The 18,489-nt window shown below is 62.5% G+C and carries 17 protein-coding genes, 1 pseudogene and 1 riboswitch; of the genes and pseudogenes, 4 read left to right on the top strand and 14 right to left on the bottom strand.

Going from position 1 to position 18,489, the window contains the following annotated elements; translation table 11 throughout:
• Nucleotides 1–35 precede the first annotated feature (35 nt).
• The 7 genes from ATY77_RS24015 to epmA all read right to left on the bottom strand — a co-directional run bounded on the left by ATY77_RS24015 (nt 36) and on the right by epmA (nt 8,221).
• Nucleotides 36–2,516: a glycoside hydrolase family 2 protein gene (locus ATY77_RS24015; RefSeq protein WP_088689131.1), complete on the bottom strand. Its 2,481-nt coding sequence runs from the start codon at nt 2,514–2,516 to the stop codon at nt 36–38.
• A gap of 16 nt (nt 2,517–2,532) precedes the next feature.
• Nucleotides 2,533–3,492: a DUF1839 family protein gene (locus tag ATY77_RS24010; RefSeq protein WP_088689319.1), complete on the bottom strand. Its 960-nt coding sequence runs from the start codon at nt 3,490–3,492 to the stop codon at nt 2,533–2,535.
• Nucleotides 3,493–3,500: 8 nt separating this feature from the next.
• A complete protein-coding gene (locus tag ATY77_RS24005) occupies nt 3,501–4,409 on the bottom strand; it encodes an amino acid--[acyl-carrier-protein] ligase (protein ID WP_088689130.1) in 909 nt (302 codons plus the stop codon).
• Between the two features lie 5 nt (nt 4,410–4,414).
• Nucleotides 4,415–5,596 carry an acyl-CoA dehydrogenase family protein gene (locus tag ATY77_RS24000; protein ID WP_088689129.1) on the bottom strand — a complete coding sequence of 394 codons (1,182 nt, stop codon included), beginning with the start codon at nt 5,594–5,596 and terminating at the stop codon, nt 4,415–4,417.
• Nucleotides 5,596–5,847, bottom strand: coding sequence for an acyl carrier protein (locus tag ATY77_RS23995; protein ID WP_003567517.1), 252 nt, complete (start codon nt 5,845–5,847; stop codon nt 5,596–5,598). Before ATY77_RS23995 ends, ATY77_RS24000 begins: the two co-directional genes overlap by 1 nt.
• Before the next feature lie 263 nt (nt 5,848–6,110).
• Nucleotides 6,111–7,163 carry a lysine-2,3-aminomutase-like protein gene (locus ATY77_RS23990; RefSeq protein ID WP_088689128.1) on the bottom strand — a complete coding sequence of 351 codons (1,053 nt, stop codon included), beginning with the start codon at nt 7,161–7,163 and terminating at the stop codon, nt 6,111–6,113.
• Nucleotides 7,160–8,221 carry an EF-P lysine aminoacylase EpmA gene (epmA, locus tag ATY77_RS23985; protein WP_088689127.1) on the bottom strand — a complete coding sequence of 354 codons (1,062 nt, stop codon included), beginning with the start codon at nt 8,219–8,221 and terminating at the stop codon, nt 7,160–7,162. Before epmA ends, ATY77_RS23990 begins: the two co-directional genes overlap by 4 nt.
• 149 nt (nt 8,222–8,370) lie before the next feature.
• Between epmA and efp the strand changes: the two genes are divergently transcribed.
• On the top strand, nt 8,371–8,940 hold the full coding sequence (gene efp / locus ATY77_RS23980; protein ID WP_008528334.1) for an elongation factor P: 570 nt from the start codon (nt 8,371–8,373) through the stop codon (nt 8,938–8,940).
• Between the two features lie 60 nt (nt 8,941–9,000).
• On the opposite strand, the gene ATY77_RS23975 is transcribed toward efp, so the two are convergent.
• The 6 genes from ATY77_RS23975 to metA all read right to left on the bottom strand — a co-directional run bounded on the left by ATY77_RS23975 (nt 9,001) and on the right by metA (nt 14,991).
• On the bottom strand, nt 9,001–9,729 hold the full coding sequence (locus ATY77_RS23975; protein WP_088689126.1) for an SIS domain-containing protein: 729 nt from the start codon (nt 9,727–9,729) through the stop codon (nt 9,001–9,003).
• A 118-nt stretch (nt 9,730–9,847) separates the two neighbouring features.
• Nucleotides 9,848–10,999 (bottom strand): N-acetylglucosamine-6-phosphate deacetylase, encoded by a 1,152-nt coding sequence (nagA, locus tag ATY77_RS23970; RefSeq protein ID WP_088689125.1) that lies wholly within the window; start codon nt 10,997–10,999, stop codon nt 9,848–9,850.
• Nucleotides 10,999–12,030: an SIS domain-containing protein gene (locus tag ATY77_RS23965; protein WP_088689124.1), complete on the bottom strand. Its 1,032-nt coding sequence runs from the start codon at nt 12,028–12,030 to the stop codon at nt 10,999–11,001. The genes nagA and ATY77_RS23965 overlap by 1 nt, the downstream gene beginning before the upstream one ends.
• A complete protein-coding gene (locus ATY77_RS23960) occupies nt 12,027–12,800 on the bottom strand; it encodes a GntR family transcriptional regulator (protein ID WP_088689123.1) in 774 nt (257 codons plus the stop codon). The genes ATY77_RS23965 and ATY77_RS23960 overlap by 4 nt, the downstream gene beginning before the upstream one ends.
• Before the next feature lie 127 nt (nt 12,801–12,927).
• The gene (locus ATY77_RS23955) at nt 12,928–13,950 is read right to left on the bottom strand and encodes an aldose epimerase family protein (protein WP_088689122.1); all 1,023 of its coding nucleotides are present in this window, start codon (nt 13,948–13,950) and stop codon (nt 12,928–12,930) included.
• Nucleotides 13,951–14,067: 117 nt separating this feature from the next.
• The gene (gene metA / locus ATY77_RS23950) at nt 14,068–14,991 is read right to left on the bottom strand and encodes a homoserine O-succinyltransferase (protein WP_088689121.1); all 924 of its coding nucleotides are present in this window, start codon (nt 14,989–14,991) and stop codon (nt 14,068–14,070) included.
• 49 nt (nt 14,992–15,040) lie between these two features.
• Nucleotides 15,041–15,118: riboswitch (SAM riboswitch) on the bottom strand.
• Between the two features lie 155 nt (nt 15,119–15,273).
• On the opposite strand from metA, the gene ATY77_RS23945 reads away from it, so the two are divergent.
• From ATY77_RS23945 to ATY77_RS23935, 3 genes are all read left to right on the top strand, one after another.
• The gene (locus ATY77_RS23945) at nt 15,274–17,124 is read left to right on the top strand and encodes an ABC transporter ATP-binding protein/permease (protein WP_088689120.1); all 1,851 of its coding nucleotides are present in this window, start codon (nt 15,274–15,276) and stop codon (nt 17,122–17,124) included.
• A gap of 78 nt (nt 17,125–17,202) precedes the next feature.
• A complete protein-coding gene (locus ATY77_RS23940; protein ID WP_088689119.1) occupies nt 17,203–17,451 on the top strand; it encodes a type II toxin-antitoxin system ParD family antitoxin in 249 nt (82 codons plus the stop codon).
• The gene (locus ATY77_RS23935) at nt 17,448–17,738 is read left to right on the top strand and encodes a type II toxin-antitoxin system RelE/ParE family toxin (RefSeq protein WP_088689118.1); all 291 of its coding nucleotides are present in this window, start codon (nt 17,448–17,450) and stop codon (nt 17,736–17,738) included. The genes ATY77_RS23940 and ATY77_RS23935 overlap by 4 nt, the downstream gene beginning before the upstream one ends.
• A gap of 26 nt (nt 17,739–17,764) precedes the next feature.
• Here ATY77_RS23935 and ATY77_RS23930 read toward each other — a convergent pair.
• A pseudogene (locus tag ATY77_RS23930) lies at nt 17,765–18,428 on the bottom strand (hypothetical protein).
• Nucleotides 18,429–18,489 lie beyond the last annotated feature (61 nt).

The raw sequence follows: 18,489 nt of genomic DNA, 5'->3' as shown, positions 1-18,489 counted from the left end.
GGTCTTTCTCAATGGATGGGCGCCCGGCGGAAGCTTTAGCCCGCGAACGCGACGCGATGCGAACTGCCTAGACTTCTGATTTCGCCCGTCGGCGGAACATCGCTCTCGATACCGGACAGCGCGTGGAGCCTCACGCGCCGCAATGCGCCGGGGGCAAGGTGGAACCAGTCGTCGTCGGCCCTATAGCCTTCGACGTCGATATGCACCGATTGCGCCAGCCGGTCGGTTCTGAGGTCGACGACCCAGTCGTCGCCGTCTCTGCCGAGCGACGCCTCGATGGCTGCGTCATGCAGCGCTTTTCCGCGCCCGCAGGGAAAATGGAAGCTTTCCGCCAGAACCGCACCGTCGGCGAGCGAGCGCAGGCGCGCCACACTTGCATCATGTGACGGCGGCCCGAAACGGAAGGCATAGGTCGTATCGAAAAAGGCGCCAAAGAGCGCGGTCGAGGCAAAACGCTGCGTGTCCCTTGCCGCCAACTTGAAGGCCAAGCTGCCGCTGACGACCTGCTGCCTTCCATCGCGCAGGCAGGCAACTTCGAGTTCGACGTCGAGGTCGGCGTCCGTCTCGTTGACGACATGCACGTCGAGGCCGTTGGTTCCCTCGTCGGTGAAGATTACCTGGATCGGCCGGAACGCGCGGTGCATCGCATACCAGACGGGTTTCGGCTCGCCGGTGGAATCGATCACGCCCCAGCCGGGACCGGGCATGAGGTCCTGCAGCGTCCAGACGAGCGCTCCGTTGCAGGCCGAACCCTTGCGCCGCCATTCGGCGAAAGTCTCCTCGATCACCTCGCCGGTGACGGCGCGGGAGAGATCGAGATAGCGTTCCGGGTCTTCGCGGCGGAGCCGGGCCGGATCGAGACCGTAGAGAAGCTCCAGATAGAAGTCGCGAACATCCTCGAAATCCCAGGATGCGCTGCGGTCGCGCGGCACGCGCGCCTTCCAGAGCGGGCTGTGCACGGCGGGCACGTCGAGATGACGCTGCAGCGTCCTTTGCTGCGGCACATGCGCGAAGGCGAGGCTCTCGGAGGCAAAACGCACGTCGGCGCGACGCGCATCCGCGATCGGCCGCATATAGGCGCCGACCCCGTAATAATGCGCAATGCCTGAATTGGGCGAGAACGGCATCGCTCCGCCATGGGGCGAGTTCGGAACATAGGGCACATCAGGACGCATGCGCGCGGTGATCGCCGGGATGATTTCGTCGGTGACAGGACCGCTCCAGAATTCCATGGGCAGGCCGAGCATCGCCGCCTGCTGGTGGATTTCGCTGCCGCCGCAGAGGACCGCGAGAGAAGGCGAACCCTGGACGCCGTGCAGGAATTCCTCGACCTCGGCATGAACATGACCGAGGAAGGCCTTGTCGTTGCGCGGATAGTCGAAATTGGCGAACATGAAATCCTGCCACACCAGCAGGCCGAGTTCGTCACAAAGGGCAAAGAAATCGGGCGTCTCGTAAGCCATGGTGCCGCCGATGCGGATCATGTTCATGCCGGCTTCACGCGCAAGCCGCAGGAACGGCTCGTAATCCGCCCGACTGCCCGGCAATCGCGCGATGTCGGCCGTCGTCCATACCGCGCCGCGGCAGAAGATGCGCTCGCCGTTGATCACGAGCCCAAAATCATCGCCATCGGCGCCGCGCTCGACCTCGATGCGCCGGAAACCGGTCTTGCCGAGCGGATATTCCGCCCCATCGGAAACCAGTGTCAGATCATAAAGACGTGGAGCGCCATGCGTATGCGGCCACCAGGGCTCGATGTCGGAAAGCTTGAGGATGGCGGAATAGTGATTGTCGCCGACCTTCTCGAAGGGCTGTTCCATGCCGCCGCAGTGCAGCAGCATCGCCGGCTTCTCGGCATTGCTGTGCAGGGAAACGCTGAGACGGCCGGCGCCGCTCTCATCCAGCGCGGCCCGGATGGAGACATTGTCGATCGAGATGGATTTGCGCCGCACCAGCGAAATCGGCCGCCACGGCCCAACGGCATGGATCTCGGGGCACCAGCCGGGCATATGGCCGAGCAGCGTCGTGCGGAAATTCTTCAGGCCCGCCGGCGTGATCATCTGCGGCCGCCAGCGCGCACGTGGGCCTGGCTCGGACAGGCGCGGCCCGAGCGCGCGGAAGCAGAGCGCCAGCTCGTCGCCGCCCAGAAGCGTCACCGGGAGCTCATGCGCCGTGAACATGCTCTCGGAAAAGAGGATTTCCTCGCCATTAAGGAAGACATGGCACAGCGTGGCGAGACCCGCGAAACGCAGGATCGCTTCACCGGGCTCGGCATCGAAGAGCCGGCAGAGATACCAGGCGTCTTTCGTGTTCAGCGGCTCGGGATTTTCCCGGTCGAATAGTCCGGCTTTTTCGAGCGCCGCGGCAACAGTGCCGGGGACGGGTGCGGGAATGAACTGCGCGGAAAGGTGAATGTCGTGCGGCACGGCGCAGGCGCCCGGCTCCGTCAGGATCAGGTTCCAGCCTTCGGAAAGCACGCTTTCCTCGGCTCCGATGCTTGCCAAACGCCCCCGCATGGTCTGATCTCCGGCCTCAGATTCGCTCCGCAAGCGATATCATCATGGAATCCCATGCATCGGCGGCTGGATCAAGTGCCGCCTGCAGCGGCTCGAACCTCCTGCGGGCGACAGCGCGGGCAAGCTGGAACTGCACGGATTTCGCCGCGTCGGAAATACGCCGGGCATCCTCGGCAGCCGCCGCGAATTCCGGAGAGAGCCAGGCCAGGTAATCGGATGCCAGCTCGAAATTGGCGCCGACCTGCCGAAGCGTGTTGAAGGCATATTTGTGGAAGAAGCCGAACGGCCGCTCCGCCACTGCCTCCACCTGCCGCGGAAAGACGGCTGAAAAGGCACGGATCGGGTTTTCGCGCGGACGCCTGGCGAAGTGAAAGTCCGCAAGCCGCCGCGCGGTTGCGCGCAGATGCGCTTCATCGGCGGGCTTGTCCGGAAACCGTGCAAACTCCGTATAGGGCAGAAAAGGTGGATCGCTCTCCGCCAGATGCTGCTGGAACAGCCCGTCGAAATCCTCGCCTTCCAGCTGGAAATAGCCGGCATTGTGGAAATACTCGACCCGCTTTGCTGCGACATCCAGCCGGTTGATCGCAACCGTCGTCTTGCCGTGCTCCTGCCGGTAAGCAGTTCCGCGCGTATCCGGCATGTAGAAGGAATCCATCTCGATCAGGCAGAGGCGGCCGCGCGCGATCTGCACGTCGACATGCCGTTCGACGCGGTCGTAGATCGCAAGCTCGGTCGCGCGGATGCCGTAGAGCGCTTCGAGATCCTCGAGCGGCACCTTGAAGAAGGTGAACTGATCGCCCTCGAAATCCTGCGCCAGGGTGAAACCCAGCATCGCCTCGGGGGCGACGCCCGCCGTCGCCAGCACCTCGATCCAGAGATCGACATAGCAATTGGTTTCCGGCCATGCGCGCTCGCCGGAATGCAGCGCGTGCTGCCGGTAGGTTTCCGGGCTGATTCCCGGGAAGACCGATGTCATCGACGTCATCAGCCCCACAGCGTTTTCCGTACGCTGGCCGGCCACTCCTTCACGTCGAGCCCGTGGTGGTGGAAGAGCGCGAGCGCGATGCGTTCCAGCCCGAAGCCGACGCAGGCCGTATGCGCAACGCTGCCATCCTCGAGATTGAGGCCCCATTTCAGGCCGAAGGAATCCTGATGGTAGTTGAAGCTCATGCAGGCCGTCGGCTTCGCCGCCGATGTGATCGGGATCAGCAGTTCGAACTTCAGGTTCTGGTCACGCTGATTGTTGACCATCATCTTGCCGGCACGGCCGAAGAACGGATCGTTGGCAACATCGATGGTCACATCGAGGCCGAGCTGCTTCATCATCTCGACACCGCGGTCCATCCATTTCTGGCGGAAATCGGTGACGTGCTCTTCCGTTCCCATGCAGACATATTCGCGCATGCGGAAAAGCTGCTGGCGGGCGGGATCCTTCGAGGGCTCATGACGGAAGCAGTAGGACTGCAGGTCGAACAGGCCGCCCGTCTTCGGCAGGTTGCCGCGCTTGGCGACCGTCGGATAGAGCGGATAGCAGGCAGCCGGCGTCAGCACGATATCGGTCGCTTGCTGGCCCTTGGTCCAGTCTTCGCCGACTTCCATGCATTCAAGCAGGCTCATATGGTCGAGCTCGCTGCCGCAGAAACTGTGCACCGTGCCGGCAAGCTGCGGGAAGCTCTTCATGTAACCGCTCTTTTCGAAAAGCGCGCGGTTCATGCCGGGCGGAAAACGCATCGCTTCGGCGCCGTCGGCGCCGCCGAACGTATCGATCAGCCGTTCAAAGGCGGTGATGACATCTTCGAACTGGCCGCTGCGGCCATAGAGACCGTCAACGCCGGTATCGATCAGCAGGCCGGATTCGAAGAGCCGGTCCAGAAACGAGGTCTGCATATCCATGACTGTCACCCCAGTAGGCTAGTGTCCTGCTTGTGGACGAGAAGCATGCTCGACGTATTGCCGAGGATGCGGTCGTTCGAAATCATCAGCTGTGCGGAATGCGCGTCGCGCAGATGGCGTCCGAGGCTGAAGGGCGTACCGTTCTTGTAGCCCATGATGCCGCAGATCAGCATGGCGTGATTGACAATCTCCAGGATCGTCTCGGAAGAGGCGATCTTGACGTTGTTCATCGCAACCGCAAAGCCCATCGACGACAGCCTGTCGGAATCCGCCTTGGCGTCCTCATAGGCCTTGAGACCGGCAACGACGTTGGATTTTACCATCTGCAACAGGTTCGAGACCTCGGCGAGGCGCAGCGCGCCCGGCGGCTGCGCATCCGGCGCCTTGCGGGCGGCGGCGCGAACGAAGGCCTGGGCGCGAGCGACGGCATCGACCGCAATCCCGTACCAGACGCCGCTCCAAAGCAGATGCGAGGAAGCCAGCATCGATTGCGCGGCGATCTCAGCGAAAGGCTTCGGCAGGATCTGTCGCGCCGGCGCTTCGCCCTTGAAGAGGAAGCCGTCGGAACAGGTGCCGCGCATGCCGAGCGTATTCCAGGCATGCGTCTTTTCGAGCGTGTACTGATCCCTGAGGAAAGCCGTCAGCACCTGATCGGAGGAGGCTGCCTGCGCGTGGGCGCGTGACGTGATGAGAATGGCGTCGGCATGCGAGCCGTAGGAAATGACGGTGGCATCCTTTTCCAGCCGGCAGATGTCGCCGTCGACCTCGATCGCGCAGATGCTGTTGCGCAGGTTGCCGCCGATGCCGCCCTCGGTCGTGGCCGATGCGATCAGCAGCTGGTCGGCAGCGATGGCCTGCATGAAACTGCGGTGCCAATCGCTGTCGGCGCCATGTTCGACGAGGCTCGACAGCTTGATGTGGTGCATGGCGAAGACCATGGCGCTTGCCGCGCATGCCTGGCCCAGCATCGAGCACAATTCGGCGATTTCGGTGGTCGACGCCGATTCACCGCCGAGCTGGCGCGGCACCTGGATGCCGAGAAGCCTTTCGGCCTTCATCGCATCCACGGCCTCTCGGGGAAAGCGGCCCTCGATATCGACGGCATCGGCGTGTCTGGCCGCAATTTCGGCGACACGGGCGACCCTTGCGACAAGATCGTCCTGCATGATCTTGACGGGAAAGTTCATCAGGCGACCTTCCGGCTGTCCTGGATGATATCGACCGTCTTGGCGATGGCCGAGATGCTCGCGAAGGATTTGCGGTTCAGGAGATTGTCAGGGAATTCGATGTCGAACGCCTCTTCGATGCCCAGCATCAGCTGCACCGAGGCAAAGGACGTCAGACCCGCCGCATAAAGATCGGCGTCGTCGGCAACCTGGTCGATTGCGACAGGAAGCTTGCCGAATTTGGCTACGAGGTCGCGGATTGTCTTATTCATCCCATCACTCCAAGATTCTCATGATCCCGAACCGGCGTTCATCGCCTTATCATGAGCGTTCTTTTAGTGCGGAAAACAGAACATTCCGCTAATGTGTTGGGTTAAATATGATTGTTGCTCATAGTTAGAATTTTACCGATCCGTTCGGATAAGCGGCGAATATTCTCACTATATCAATGATCTAGCATCATTTCGGCTGCAATGTTCTTCACGGGTTGCGGTGAAACGAGTACAGAAATGACACGGAAAAGCGCCGCTTTGCCTTAATCAGCAGGCGGATAGGAATGCTCGCCGCCGCGATAATCCGAAACCGAATAACAGCCGTCGCCCGTTGCCCGGACTGTGCTTGCGCTGACGACGGCCTTGCCGTGGCCGCCTGGGATGTCGAGGATGTAGGTCGGCTGGCAGAGACCGGAAATCCGGCCGCGCAGCGCCGCCACGATCCGCTGCCCCTCCTCGATCGTCAATCGGAAATGTCCGGTGCCTGGCGCGAGATCCGGATGATGGAGATAGTAGGGTTTGACGCGGATCTCGACGAAAGCCTTCATCAGCTCCGCCAGCACATCGGGATCGTCGTTGACGCCTTTCAGCAGCACCGATTGGCTGATCATGGCGATACCGGCATCGACGAAGCGGGCGCAGGCGGCGCGTGCTTCCGCCGTTAGCTCCCTGACATGGTTGGCATGCAACGCCACATAGACTGTCTTGCCGCTCGCCTTCAGTGCAGCGATCATCGCCGCGTCGATCTTCTCGGGGTCGACGACAGGAACGCGCGTATGGAAACGCACGATCTTCACATGCGCGATATCCGCGAGCGCCGCCATGATCTCGCGGAGCCGGCGCGACGAAAGCACCAGCGGATCGCCGCCCGTCAGAATGACCTCCCAGATTTCCTGGTGGTTTCTGATGTAATCGAAGGCCGCTTCCATCGCAGCCGCATCGAGCGTGCCAAGGCCTTGCGGCCCCACCATTTCCCGTCGGAAACAGAAGCGGCAATAGACCGGGCAGACATGCACGGCCTTGAGCAGCACGCGGTCGGGATAGCGGTGAACGACGCCTTCGACCGGGCTATGGGCATGATCGCCGATCGGGTCGGCGCGTTCCTCGGGCGCGATCGTCAATTCGCCTGCGTCGGGCACGAATTGCCGCGCGATCGGATCAGCGGGATCGGCGCGGTCGATCAGCCTGGTGATGGCAGGCGTCAGCGCGATCGCGTAACGCGCGGCAACCGCCTCGAGCGCTGCGCGGCCGGCAGGCGCGGCGAGCCCCGCTTTGACGAGATCCTCGACGCTCTTGATCGCTTTGACGGCATTCATTTTCCGTACTCCGAAACCGGCGCCCAGAGCACCTGGTCGATGCGCGCGGCCCCCGTCGCCAGCATCACCAGCCGGTCGAAGCCGAGCGCGATGCCGCTTGCCTCGGGCATCAGCGAAAGCGCGGCCAGGAAATCCTCGTCGATCGGATAGGTCTCGGCGTAGATCCGCGCCTTCTCGGCCATCTCGATCTCGAACCGGCGGCGCTGTTCGGCAGCATTGGTGAGTTCGCCGAAGCCGTTGGCCAGCTCGACGCCGCAGGCATAAAGCTCGAAACGTTCGGCAACCCTGGGATCGCGCGCCGAGGGACGCGCGAGCGCGGCCTCCGAAACCGGATATTCGTCGAGGATGGTGATCCGGCCGAAGCCGAGATGGGGCTCGATCTTTTCGACCAGCACCCGGCTGAAGAGATCGGCCCAGCCGTCGTCCTCGGCAACGCGCATGCCGGTGCGCCTGAGCTCCGCCGCCAGATGATCGCGATCGGTCGAGCCGTCGGCGGCGACGGAGGCGAGGAGATCGATGCCGGCATGGCGTTCGAAGGCTTCGGCGACACTGAGCCGCTCCGGCCCGGCGAAAGGATCGCTCTCGGCGCCGCGATAGGCGAGCGTCTTGGTCTTCATCGTTTCCGCCGCCAGCGCCAGGATGCGCACGCAATCCATCATCAGGCTCTCATAGCTTTCGCCGGCGCGATACCATTCCAGCATGGTGAATTCGGGATGATGCAACGGCCCGCGCTCGCGGTTGCGATAGACACGGGCAAAGCAGGAAATGCGTTCCTCGCCCGCCGCAAGCAGCTTCTTGCAGGCAAATTCCGGCGAGGTGTGCAGGTAGAACGGCGCCTTTTGCCCATCCGTCGTCAGCGCCTCGGTGGCGAAAGCATGCACATGCGCCTCGTTACCCGGGGAGATCTGCAGCGCCGCCGTGTCGACCTCGATGAAATCCTCGTGCGCGAAAAACCCGCGCAACGCAGCCTGGATCGCATTGCGCCCGATCAGGAAAGGGCGGCGATCGGCATGCACGGACGGGGTCCACCAGGGGGACGCTTTGGCCGAAGAGTTCATTCCAAGCTTTCTTCGCCGGAGAAGCCGGCATGGGGGGTGGCTATTTCCCGGATTTTAGGTTAGTTGCGCCCCCAAAGAAAAACATTTGCGTCTTCTGGGCGTCTCGTCAGTCCTCTACGACGCCGAAAGCCGAGTTACAAGGAAGTCTTATGGTCAAGGTCATCGCCTCTTCGGTCCGCAAGGGCAACGTTCTCGACGTAGACGGCAAGCTCTACGTCGTTCTTACCGCTCAGAACTTTCACCCCGGCAAGGGCACGCCCGTCACCCAGGTCGACATGCGCCGCATCGTCGATGGCGTGAAGGTCTCCGAGCGCTGGCGCACCACCGAGCAGGTCGAGCGCGCCTTCGTCGAAGACGTGAACTTCCAGTATCTCTATGAAGACGGCGAAGGCTTCCACTTCATGAATCCGGCGAACTACGACCAGGTGGTCGTCAGCCAGGAAACCATGGGCGACCAGAAGGCCTATCTCCAGGAAGGCATGACCTGCATCCTGTCGATCCACGAAGGCATTCCGCTGGCGCTCGAACTGCCGCGCCACGTCACGCTCGAAATCGTCGAGACCGAACCGGTCGTCAAGGGCCAGACGGCATCCTCGTCCTACAAGCCGGCCATGCTCTCCAACGGCATCCGCACATCGGTCCCGCCGCATATCGACGCCGGCACCCGCGTCGTCATCGCCACGGAAGACAATTCCTACGTCGAACGCGCCAAGGATTGATCCCTGGTTGCATCTCGCGCAAAAGGCCGGTTCAGACCGGCCTTTTTGTATCCGCCGATATCAGAGATGCGGGTTGCGCGGCCGGTATTTCTTGACGAGCTTCTGGTTGATCTCGGCGGCACCCGGCATGTTGGCGCTGAGATAAACAGGCGCATCGCCTGACTTGGAAAGCTCCGAGGCGACTTCGGCGAAGATCGCATTGATGACCGTCACCCCGACCGCCGTCGAGACCGGCCCGACCCGAAGGCCGGTGCCTTCGAGATCGACGACGGCGTCGCCGGGCGGCAGTCCGTTGTCGAGCACGATATCGGCGACCTCGGCGAGCCGCCGGCGGCCATTGGCGATCGCCGTCGAATAGGCGATCGAGGTGATGGCGATCACTTTCGCGCCGATTTCATGCGCGTAGTCCGCGGCCTCGATCGGTGCGGCGTTCACGCCCGAATTGGAGGCGATGATGATGACGTCACCCGGCTGCATGCCGTATCGCTCCAGCATCGGCCGCACGAGGCCCTGGGTCCGCTCATAGACCGAGCTGATGACCGCTCCTTCGTGCAGCATGGCCGATCCGACGAGTACCGGCACAGTGAAGGCGAGCCCGCCGGCGCGATAATGCACCTCCTCCGCCAGCATGTGCGAATGGCCGGTGCCGAAGACATAGACGCGCTTGTCGCCGCGGGCGGCATCGAGGATCACCGCCGCCGCCTGCGCCATCGGCCCGGCAAGTGCCTGCTTCAGCGTCTCCAGCCGGCCGATCAGATTGGAGAAATAGGCATCCGTGATCGCAGTCATCCCAGGTCTCCCAAAGCAATTCCAGGAAAAGTGCGAAGCGGTTTTCCGTCCGGAATTGCGTAAAAGCAAAAGGTTAGAGCGGTTCTGCGCTTCGTTGAAAGCGGAACTGCTCTTGATGTCAGGCCGCCTCGCCGGCAAGCCAGGTGGCAGCAACGGTCAGTGCATCGGTGAGATGGACGAGATCGGCGCGCGCGCCCGGCGAAAGCTGGCCGCGATCGGCGAGCCTCAGGAAGCGCGCGGGATAGAGGGTCGCCATGCGCAGAGCCTCGGCGAGCGTCAGGTCGAGATAGGTGACGCCGTAGCGGATCGCCGAAATCATATCGACATCGGAGCCGGCGAGCGTGCCGTCGGAAAGCACCAGCTTCGAGCAGAAACCGCCCCTTTCGCGCCGGACGGTGCGGCCGTTCAGCGTGAACGAATCCTTTTCCGAGCCGACGAGCGACATCGCATCCGTGACGAAGAACAGCTTGCCTTCGCCGCGCTTGGCCCGCAGCGCCGTGCGCAAGGCCTTGGGATCGACGTGATGGCCGTCGGCGATGATGCCGCACCAGGTTGAGGGATGGTCGATCGCCGCGCCGACGAGGCCGGGGGCGCGATGCCCCATCTGGCTCATCGCATTGAAGAGATGTGTGACGCCCCGCGCCCCGGCGTCGAAACGTTCCTCTGCCGCCTCGCTCGAACAATCGGAATGGCCGATGCTGACGGTGACGCCGGCTTCTGCAAGCGCGCGCACCTGGGCAACGGTCACCTGTTCGGCGGCAATGGTGACGAGCAGCGTGCCGATCGCTTCGCGCGCCTGAATGAAGGCTTTGACGTCGCGATCCTCGACCGGCCGCATCAATTCGGCGAGGTGGGCGCCTTTGCGCGCCGGCGCCAGATGCGGGCCTTCGAGATGCAGACCGGCGACGCCGCGGTTGGCCTTGACGGCCTCCTTCGCCGCCTCGATGGCGGCCGACGATGCTTCCGATGTATCGGTAATCAGCGTCGGCAGCAGCGACGTCGTGCCATAGGGCCGGTGCCCGCCGGCGATAATGTCCATCGAGGCGGCGGAAGGTTCGTCGTTCAGCATCCGGCCGCCGCCGCCATTGACCTGGGCATCGATGAAGCCGGCCGACAGGATGCCGCCCGCAAGCGTCACCGTCTCGCCGACCGGCAGATCGTTGCCTGCGACGATTGCTTCGACGCGGCCGCCGGCAACGACGAGCGCCTTGTCGTCATGAAAGCGTTCGCCGTCGAAGATGCGGGCGCCGATGAAGATCTTGCGGACCATCAGACCGTCTCCGTCACCTTGAGCAGGTTGGCAGGCCGGTCGGGATCGAAGCCCTTGCGGCGCGTCACCGACTCGATCAGCCGGTAATAGACGAGCAGCGATACCAGCGGATCGAGGAGGCCGTTGCCCGTCGTCGGCACGCGCAGATTGATGCCGGAAAGCGGCTGGGCCGAGAAGCCGACGGTGGTGGCGCCGAGTTTCTGCAACCGCTCCAGCGCCTTGCCGTTATTGTCGAAGGCCGCATCATCAGGCGCGAAGGCGACGATCGGAAAGCCCGGCTGCACCAGACGCATCGGGCCATGCATCAATTCCGCCAGCGAGAAGGCTTCGGCATGCAGGCCGGAGGTTTCCTTGGCCTTCAGCGCCGCTTCGAGCGCAATCGCGAAGGCCGGGCCGCGGCCGGCCGTATAGAGCGAGGTCGCGTTGAAGAGCACCTCCTCGGCCGCTGTCGTATCGATCCCGGCGGTTGCCGAAAGCGCCTCCGGCAGGTTGGCGAGCGCGGCCTGCAGGCCGGACGCACCGCCGATCGCAGCCGTCACGCCGGAAAGGGCGGCGACGGAGGCGATGAAGGATTTCGTCGCCGCGACGCTCTTTTCCGCGCCGGCATTGAGGCCGAGAACGATATCCGCCTGCTTGGCGAGCGGGCTGTCGGTGACGTTGACGACGGCGATCGTCGTCGCCCCGCCCTTCTTCGCCGCCTCCTGCAGCGCCACGATATCGGGGCTCGCACCCGACTGCGAAACGGTGAAATGCACGCCGCCCTTCAGCTGGAGGGCAGCGCCATAGACGGAAGCGATCGACGGGCCGACCGATGCGACCGGAACGCCGCAGCTGATTTCGAAGAGATATTTGAAGAAGGTGGCGGCATGGTCCGAGGAACCGCGCGCCGCCGTCGTCACCACGCTCGGGCGGGTCGACGAAAACAGCCGGGCGATCTCGGCAAAGACCGGCTTTTCCTTTTCGAGAAGCGTGGCCACCACCTCCGGCGATTGGCCGGCTTCCTGCAGCATCAGCGACTGGTTTTCACTCATCGTTCATCTCCAATTCTCAATTCCGCAACGAAATCATAGGCATCACCGCGATAATGCGAGCGGGTGTATTCGACGACGCGCTGATCTTCCAGGCGCGAAACACGTTCGATCAGGAGCGCTGGCGCGCCAGCCTTGACGTTCAGCATCGCGGCGTAGGACGCATCGAGCGTGACGGCGGTCAGCCGCTGCAGCGCGCGCACCGGGCGATGGCCGTTCGCCGCCAGCGCATCATAGAGCGATCCTTCGCCGCCGGCATCGCCGCCGAGGAACTTGACCGGCACCACGGCCCGCTCGATCGCCAGCGGCAGCCCATCGGCGAGGCGCAGCCGGTCGAGCCTCAGAACCGGCTCGTCGCTGCCGAGGCCGAGCAGGAAGGATTCCTCCGGCGACGGCGTGTTGACTTCCCGCGACAATATCCGTGCGGCCGGCAGACGCCCGCGCGAGCGCATATCGGCGGAGAAGGAGGAGAGCCGCCAGAGCGACTGTTCCATGCGCTCCACCTTGCTCGATACGAAAGTACCGCTTCCGTGACGCGATTCCAGTGCGCCTGATGCCATGAGATCGCGATAGGCGGTGCGCACGGTGACGCGGCCGAGCTTCAAGGCCTCAGCAAGATCGCGCTCGCCCGGCAGCGCCGTGCCGGGCTTCAGCAGGCCTTCCTGAATGAGGCTGGTCAGCGCCTGCGCCAGCCGCTTGTAGAGCGGGCCGGTCAGAGCTTCGTCGCGCAGCCCGCGCCTGCTCAATTCCGCTACCAGACTGGTTCTATCCATGGAGACACAATAGAACCTATTTAGAACCAATCGGCAAGACCAAATCGGCTGCTGACAAGAAAAAACCCTCTCCGGACTGGAGAGGGTTCATAGCGATCAAATTTGACAACCGTACTTCCTACGACGCTCAGCTCTTGGTGAAGATATAATCCGTCTCCTGGCGCAGCACCTCGCCCGGGCGCAGGACCGCATTCGGGAAACCCTCATGATTGATGGCATCCGGCCAGACCTGCGTCTCCAGGCAGAAGCCGGCGAACGGGCCGTACTTGCGCCCGCCAAGGCCGGGAGCCCCTGTATTCAGCTTGAAGCCCGCATAGAACTGTACGCCCGGCTCGGTGCTGCGCACCTCCAGCGACACGCCCGAATAGAGGCTGCGGGCAAGCACAACGCTGCGCTTGGCGGTACGTTCGGCCGACAGGCAGAAATTATGATCGTACAGCGCCTGCTCGCCGCCGGCGAAACGCTTCATCGGCGCCATCTCGCGGAAATCGAACTCCGTGCCTGCGACGGAACGAATCTCGCCGGTCGGCACCTGCCTCTCGTCGGTCGGCAGATAGTGGTCGGCGGCGATCATGATGTCGTGGCCGAGCGCGTCCTCGCGGCCGTCGAGATTGAAATAGGCGTGCTGGCAGACATTGGCGAGCGTCGGCTGATCGCTGGTCGATTCATAAATGACCGACAATTCGCCGTTGCCGTGCACCCAGAACGTTGCCTGGATGGTGCAATTGCCGGGATAGCCCGCGCGGCCGTCGGGATCGACGATCTTCATCACCAGGCGGTCGACGTCATGCTCGACGATCGTCCAGTTGCGCTTGGCGATATTGTCGCTGCCGCCATGCAGGTGGGTGACGCCGTTTTCGTTCGGCTCGAGCTGATAATCCGTGCCGTCGAGCGTGAACCTGCCGCCGCCGACGCGGTTGGCGCAGCGGCCGGGCGTCGCGCCGAAATAGGCCGAATAGAGCGGGTAGCTGTCGAAATCCTCGAAACCGAGCTGCAGCGGCGCATCATGTCCTTCGAGGCGCAGATCCTGGATCACCGCGCCCCAGGTGATGATCTTGGCCGTCAGCCCGCCGCCCTTGATGACGACACGGTGGACAGTCTCGCCCGCCTTCGTCTGCCCGAAAACTTCCCGCTCCAACTTATCCGACATGATCGACCGTCCATTCTATGCGCGTTCGATAAAAACGCGCGGCGCTATAGGGTTCGGACCGGAACCTGCCCGCATTTGCTCCAAACCGCAACCGGGCAGATCGGAAAGAAACGCCGCTCAGAGGTCCATGCCGATCTCTTCGACGTCGTAGGGCGTCGTCTGATAGATCTCGTTGATCCAGTTGCCGAACAGGAGATGCGCATGGCTGCGCCAGCGGTTCTGCGGCGGAAGGGCGGGATCGTTATGCGGGAAGTAATTGTGCGGCATCTTGATCGGCACGCCGGCATTGACGTCGCGGAAATACTCGTCGGAGAGCGAGGTGGAATCATATTCGACGTGGTTGAACATGTAGAGCCGCCGGCCTCGCTTTTCGTGCACAAGGCAGACGCCCATCTCGCTGGATTCCATCAGGATCTCCAGGCTGTCCGATTTCTCGATATCGGCGCGGCGCACCTCGGTCCAGCGTGACACCGGCACTTCGAAATTGTCGGAGAAACCGTTGAGATAGATCGAGGAGGGCTTGAGGTTCCGGTGACGATAGACGCCGAAGGCCTTCTCCTTGAGCTCGTACTTCGGAACGCCGTGGAAGTGATAGATCGCCGCCATCGCGCCCCAGCAGACGTTCATCGTCGAATGGACGTTGGTTTCCGTCCAGGCGAGAATCTCCCGCATCTCCGACCAATAGGTGACGTCCTCATAGGGCAGGAGCTCGATCGGCGCGCCGGTGATGATGAAACCGTCGAATTTGCGCTGCTTTACTTCCTCCCAGGTCTGGTAGAAGGCAAGCAGGTGATCTTCGGAGGTATTCTTCGCCTTGTGCCCGCCGATGCGGATGAGCGACAGTTCCACCTGCAGCGGCGAGGCGCCGACGAGACGCGCCATCTGCACTTCGGTCTTGATCTTGTTCGGCATCAGGTTGAGCAGCCCGATCTGCAGCGGTCTTATATCCTGACGGATCGCCATCGTCTCGGTCATCACCCGCACACCCTCTTGAACCAGGGTTTCGAAGGCAGGCAGCGTATCGGGGATCTTGATGGGCATTGCGGTCACTCGATCAAAAACAAAAAACCGGCGGCGACAAAAAATCGCTACCGGTCCGCACGCGGCCCTTTAGCGAATTTTTTAACGTGGCTGCAAGCCGGCCGGCCAAATCACCACGGAGTGTCTAATTAGCCCCAGTCGGGCGACGAATCAACTGCCGAATGCATGGGCGAGCGGCCCGTGCAAGCATCATCACAGTTTAATGACTGATAGAATCTGTTGATAGACCGGTAACGCCACCATGTTAATAATGAGGGGTATGGGCGGTGTTGGAAAAGCGTGATGGCAGATAAAAGCAAGGGGAGGCCGGGCATCCGAAGGCAGGATGGGGTAGGGTATGATTTCAGCCTGACATATCGCCTCGGAGTGATGTTCTCAGCATTCTGGAATTCTGAAGTGCGTGGCAAGGTGCTGTTTTTGGCGACCGTGCTGATCCTTGTCATCCTGGCGACCGCCTATGGCCAGGTGATTCTCAACGAGTGGAACGCCCCATTCTACGACTCGCTCGAACGCCGCGACCTCGGCGAATTCTTCCATCAGCTCGAAATCTTCGCGATGATCGCCGGCACGCTGTTGCTGCTCAACGTGCTGCAGGCCTGGCTGAACCAGATGACCGCACTCTATATGCGCGAGGGCCTGTCACGCGATCTCGTCGACCAGTGGCTGAAGCGCAAGCGGGCGCTGCGGCTCGCCTCCAGCGGCCTGATCGGCGTCAATCCGGACCAGCGCTTGCATGAGGATTCCCGCAATCTCGCCGAAAGCACGACAGGCCTCGTGCTCGGCTTGCTGCAATCGACCATTCTTCTGGTGAGCTTCATCGGCGTGCTCTGGGAGCTGTCGAGCGGCTTTATCTTCCATATCAGCGGCCACAGCTTCTCCATTCCCGGCTACATGGTCTGGGCGGCGATCTTCTACGCCGCCTCCGCCTCGGTGCTGAGCCAGGTCGTCGGCCGCAAGCTCGTGAAGCTCAATGCCGACCGCTTCTCGAAAGAGGCTGAGCTTCGCTTCACGCTGATGCATGCCAACGAAAACATGCCGGCGATCACCGTCGCCCGCGGCGAGGAGAACGAGCGCCGGCGCATCAATACCGACATCAGTTCGGTGCTGAGGGTCGTCAAGCGGCTCGCCATGGCCAATACCAATCTCACCTGGGTCTCGGCCGGCTACGGCTGGCTGGTCATCGTCATCCCGATCATCGTCGCCGCCCCCGCCTATTTCTCCGGCGGCCTCACTCTCGGCCAGCTGATGATGTCCGTCGGCGCCTTCAACCAGGTCAACACGGCGCTGCGCTGGTACGTCGCCAATTTCGGCCCGATCGCCGAATGGCGCGCCACGCTGATGCGCGTCACCGATTTCCGCCAGGCCTTGCTCGACATGGACGAGGACTTCGATGTGAAGGACAGCATCGCCTATGAGAACACCGCGCCCGACACGCTGACCCTGAAGAATGTGGTCATCAACGCGAAGGTCGGCGAAGACATCGAGGAATGCGGCGGCTTCCGCCTGCGCGAAACGGATGTCGTGATCAAGGCCGGTGAAAAAATCATGATCAACGGCGACCACAGCGTCAATCGCAAGCTCTTGTTCCAGGCGATGGCCGGCCTGTGGCCATGCGGCAGCGGCACGATGGGCCTGCCGCCGGCCGACGACATGCTGTTGGTTCCACAGATCGCCTATGTCCCCGGGGGAACGCTGCGCGAAGCGCTGGCCTTCCCGGAAAGCCCCGATACCTATGAGAAAGCGGCCGTCGAGGCGGCTCTGGAAAAGGCCGGCCTGCACTCGCTGATCGCAAGGCTCGACACCCGCGCCCGCTGGGACAAGCTGCTCGACGGCGACGAACAGAAGGCGATCGGCTTTGCCCGGCTGCTTCTCGTGCGCCCGCGCTGGATCGTCTTCGACGAAGTGCTTGAGGGCATGGAGCCGGAATGGCAGGAAACCATGTGCAGCGTGCTGACCTCCATGCCTGAGACCGGCATGATCTATATCGGCCGCTCGGAAACCTATCTCGAGACCCTGCAGCCCCGCGTCCTGCATCTGCAGGCGCTGCCGGCAAAATCCGAAGCGCCGCCCGTCGTCCAGACCGGCGCCAGCGCCGGTGCAGGCACCGCCGCCGTTCCCGCACCGGCGCTCTAGAACAGCGCTTCGCCAATATAGCAAAAACGGTGCAAATTTTGGCAAACTATGCCATAATGGCTGGGCGAGGTAATTGATATGGCGACCATGAATGTTTCCCTGCCCGATCCGATGAAGGAATGGGTCGATTCTCAAACCAAAACTGGTCGTTACAGCAATGCGAGCGACTATGTTCGCGACCTGATACGACGCGACCAAGAGCGTTCGGATAAACTGGCGGAACTGCAACGCTTGATCACGGACGGGTTGGAAAGCGGTGTCAGTGATCGCTCCAAGGAAGATATCCTTCAAATTGCACGTGAACGGCTGCCTCAGCGCCGCGTATGAAATACCGCACAACCGTCGAGGCGGATCAGGACATCGTCGAAATTTATGTTCTCGGTGCCGACCAGTTCGGCGTACGGCAGTCAGAACGATACATCGAAGACCTCTTCAGCACTTTTGAATTGCTCGCCCGCAATCCACGCATGGCTCGTGAGCGCCATGAATTGAACCCGCCGATGCGGCTTCATCCTCATCATGCGCATATAATCGTCTACCTGATCCGCGAGGAAGACATCCTGATTGTTCGCGTGCTGCACGGGCGAGAAGACTGGCAAAGCCTCTTCGCCTAGAACTGCAGGAGCCTTTGCCGGCCCCGTCACATCGGCGGCGTGATGCCGTTGAGGCCGACGGCGACCTGGCTGGCCGAAATGCTGCCATCCACTGCCTTCTCGCCTGGTAACGATGACGCCTGCGCCGGCCTTCAGATCGCCCTTGGTCGCGGGCGCCAGGGTGACGATCGGCGTGGCGTCGGCGATGGTGATGGTCTTTTCCTTGCCCTGATAGGTCAGCGTGATCGTGTGGCCATCGACGGATTTGACAGCATTGCTGACGGTCGCGTTGGTCATCTGGCTGTTCGGCTGCGCATCCCAGGGACGGTTGCCCTCGCCGGTCCCCTTCATCGACGCCGGAAAGATCAACACTTCGATCGCCCCATCCGGGCCGCTGCCCTTCGGAAGCGAGGCCACGCCGACGAAATCGCCGGGCTTTATATCCTCGACCGAGGACTGTCTGACGCCCGCGACCTTCCAGCCGGCTTTCAGCGCGATGGTCGCATCGCCGCCTTCGCGTGTCCTGACGACGAGCTTATCGCCGCTGAGGCTCTCGATCACGCCGCGAACGCGAGTGCGCTCGCCATCCTGCGCCTCGGCGGCCTGCAACAGGGCGAGCGCGACGAAGCTGCCGGCGGCAAGTGTTCTGTAAAAATGGGAATGGGGCTTGCGAGACATATGACCTTCCTTGGTCGCCATTGCGATCGGCATGTTCCCGGCTGCCGGACGGCACCTTATGCCGCACGGCGATACACAGGCGAATCAAGGAAAG

This window comes from Rhizobium sp. R634, from assembly GCF_002211305.1.
Lineage (GTDB): Bacteria > Pseudomonadota > Alphaproteobacteria > Rhizobiales > Rhizobiaceae > Rhizobium.
Note: the sequence above shows the minus strand (reverse complement) of the source record. Positions and strands in the feature narration are given on the sequence as shown.

Excerpts from the sequence above, each read along its gene's own strand:
- ATY77_RS24015 (WP_088689131.1), bottom strand. The coding sequence starts at position 2,516 with ATGCGGGGGCGTTTGGCAAGCATCGGAGCCGAGGAAAGCGTGCTTTCC.
- ATY77_RS24010 (WP_088689319.1), bottom strand. The coding sequence starts at position 3,492 with ATGACATCGGTCTTCCCGGGAATCAGCCCGGAAACCTACCGGCAGCAC.
- ATY77_RS24005 (WP_088689130.1), bottom strand. The coding sequence starts at position 4,409 with ATGGATATGCAGACCTCGTTTCTGGACCGGCTCTTCGAATCCGGCCTG.
- ATY77_RS24000 (WP_088689129.1), bottom strand. The coding sequence starts at position 5,596 with ATGAACTTTCCCGTCAAGATCATGCAGGACGATCTTGTCGCAAGGGTC.
- ATY77_RS23995 (WP_003567517.1), bottom strand. The coding sequence starts at position 5,847 with ATGAATAAGACAATCCGCGACCTCGTAGCCAAATTCGGCAAGCTTCCT.
- ATY77_RS23990 (WP_088689128.1), bottom strand. The coding sequence starts at position 7,163 with ATGAATGCCGTCAAAGCGATCAAGAGCGTCGAGGATCTCGTCAAAGCG.
- epmA (WP_088689127.1), bottom strand. The coding sequence starts at position 8,221 with ATGAACTCTTCGGCCAAAGCGTCCCCCTGGTGGACCCCGTCCGTGCAT.
- efp (WP_008528334.1), top strand. The coding sequence starts at position 8,371 with ATGGTCAAGGTCATCGCCTCTTCGGTCCGCAAGGGCAACGTTCTCGAC.
- ATY77_RS23975 (WP_088689126.1), bottom strand. The coding sequence starts at position 9,729 with ATGACTGCGATCACGGATGCCTATTTCTCCAATCTGATCGGCCGGCTG.
- nagA (WP_088689125.1), bottom strand. The coding sequence starts at position 10,999 with ATGGTCCGCAAGATCTTCATCGGCGCCCGCATCTTCGACGGCGAACGC.
- ATY77_RS23965 (WP_088689124.1), bottom strand. The coding sequence starts at position 12,030 with ATGAGTGAAAACCAGTCGCTGATGCTGCAGGAAGCCGGCCAATCGCCG.
- ATY77_RS23960 (WP_088689123.1), bottom strand. The coding sequence starts at position 12,800 with ATGGATAGAACCAGTCTGGTAGCGGAATTGAGCAGGCGCGGGCTGCGC.
- ATY77_RS23955 (WP_088689122.1), bottom strand. The coding sequence starts at position 13,950 with ATGTCGGATAAGTTGGAGCGGGAAGTTTTCGGGCAGACGAAGGCGGGC.
- metA (WP_088689121.1), bottom strand. The coding sequence starts at position 14,991 with ATGCCCATCAAGATCCCCGATACGCTGCCTGCCTTCGAAACCCTGGTT.
- ATY77_RS23945 (WP_088689120.1), top strand. The coding sequence starts at position 15,274 with ATGGCAGATAAAAGCAAGGGGAGGCCGGGCATCCGAAGGCAGGATGGG.
- ATY77_RS23940 (WP_088689119.1), top strand. The coding sequence starts at position 17,203 with ATGGCGACCATGAATGTTTCCCTGCCCGATCCGATGAAGGAATGGGTC.
- ATY77_RS23935 (WP_088689118.1), top strand. The coding sequence starts at position 17,448 with ATGAAATACCGCACAACCGTCGAGGCGGATCAGGACATCGTCGAAATT.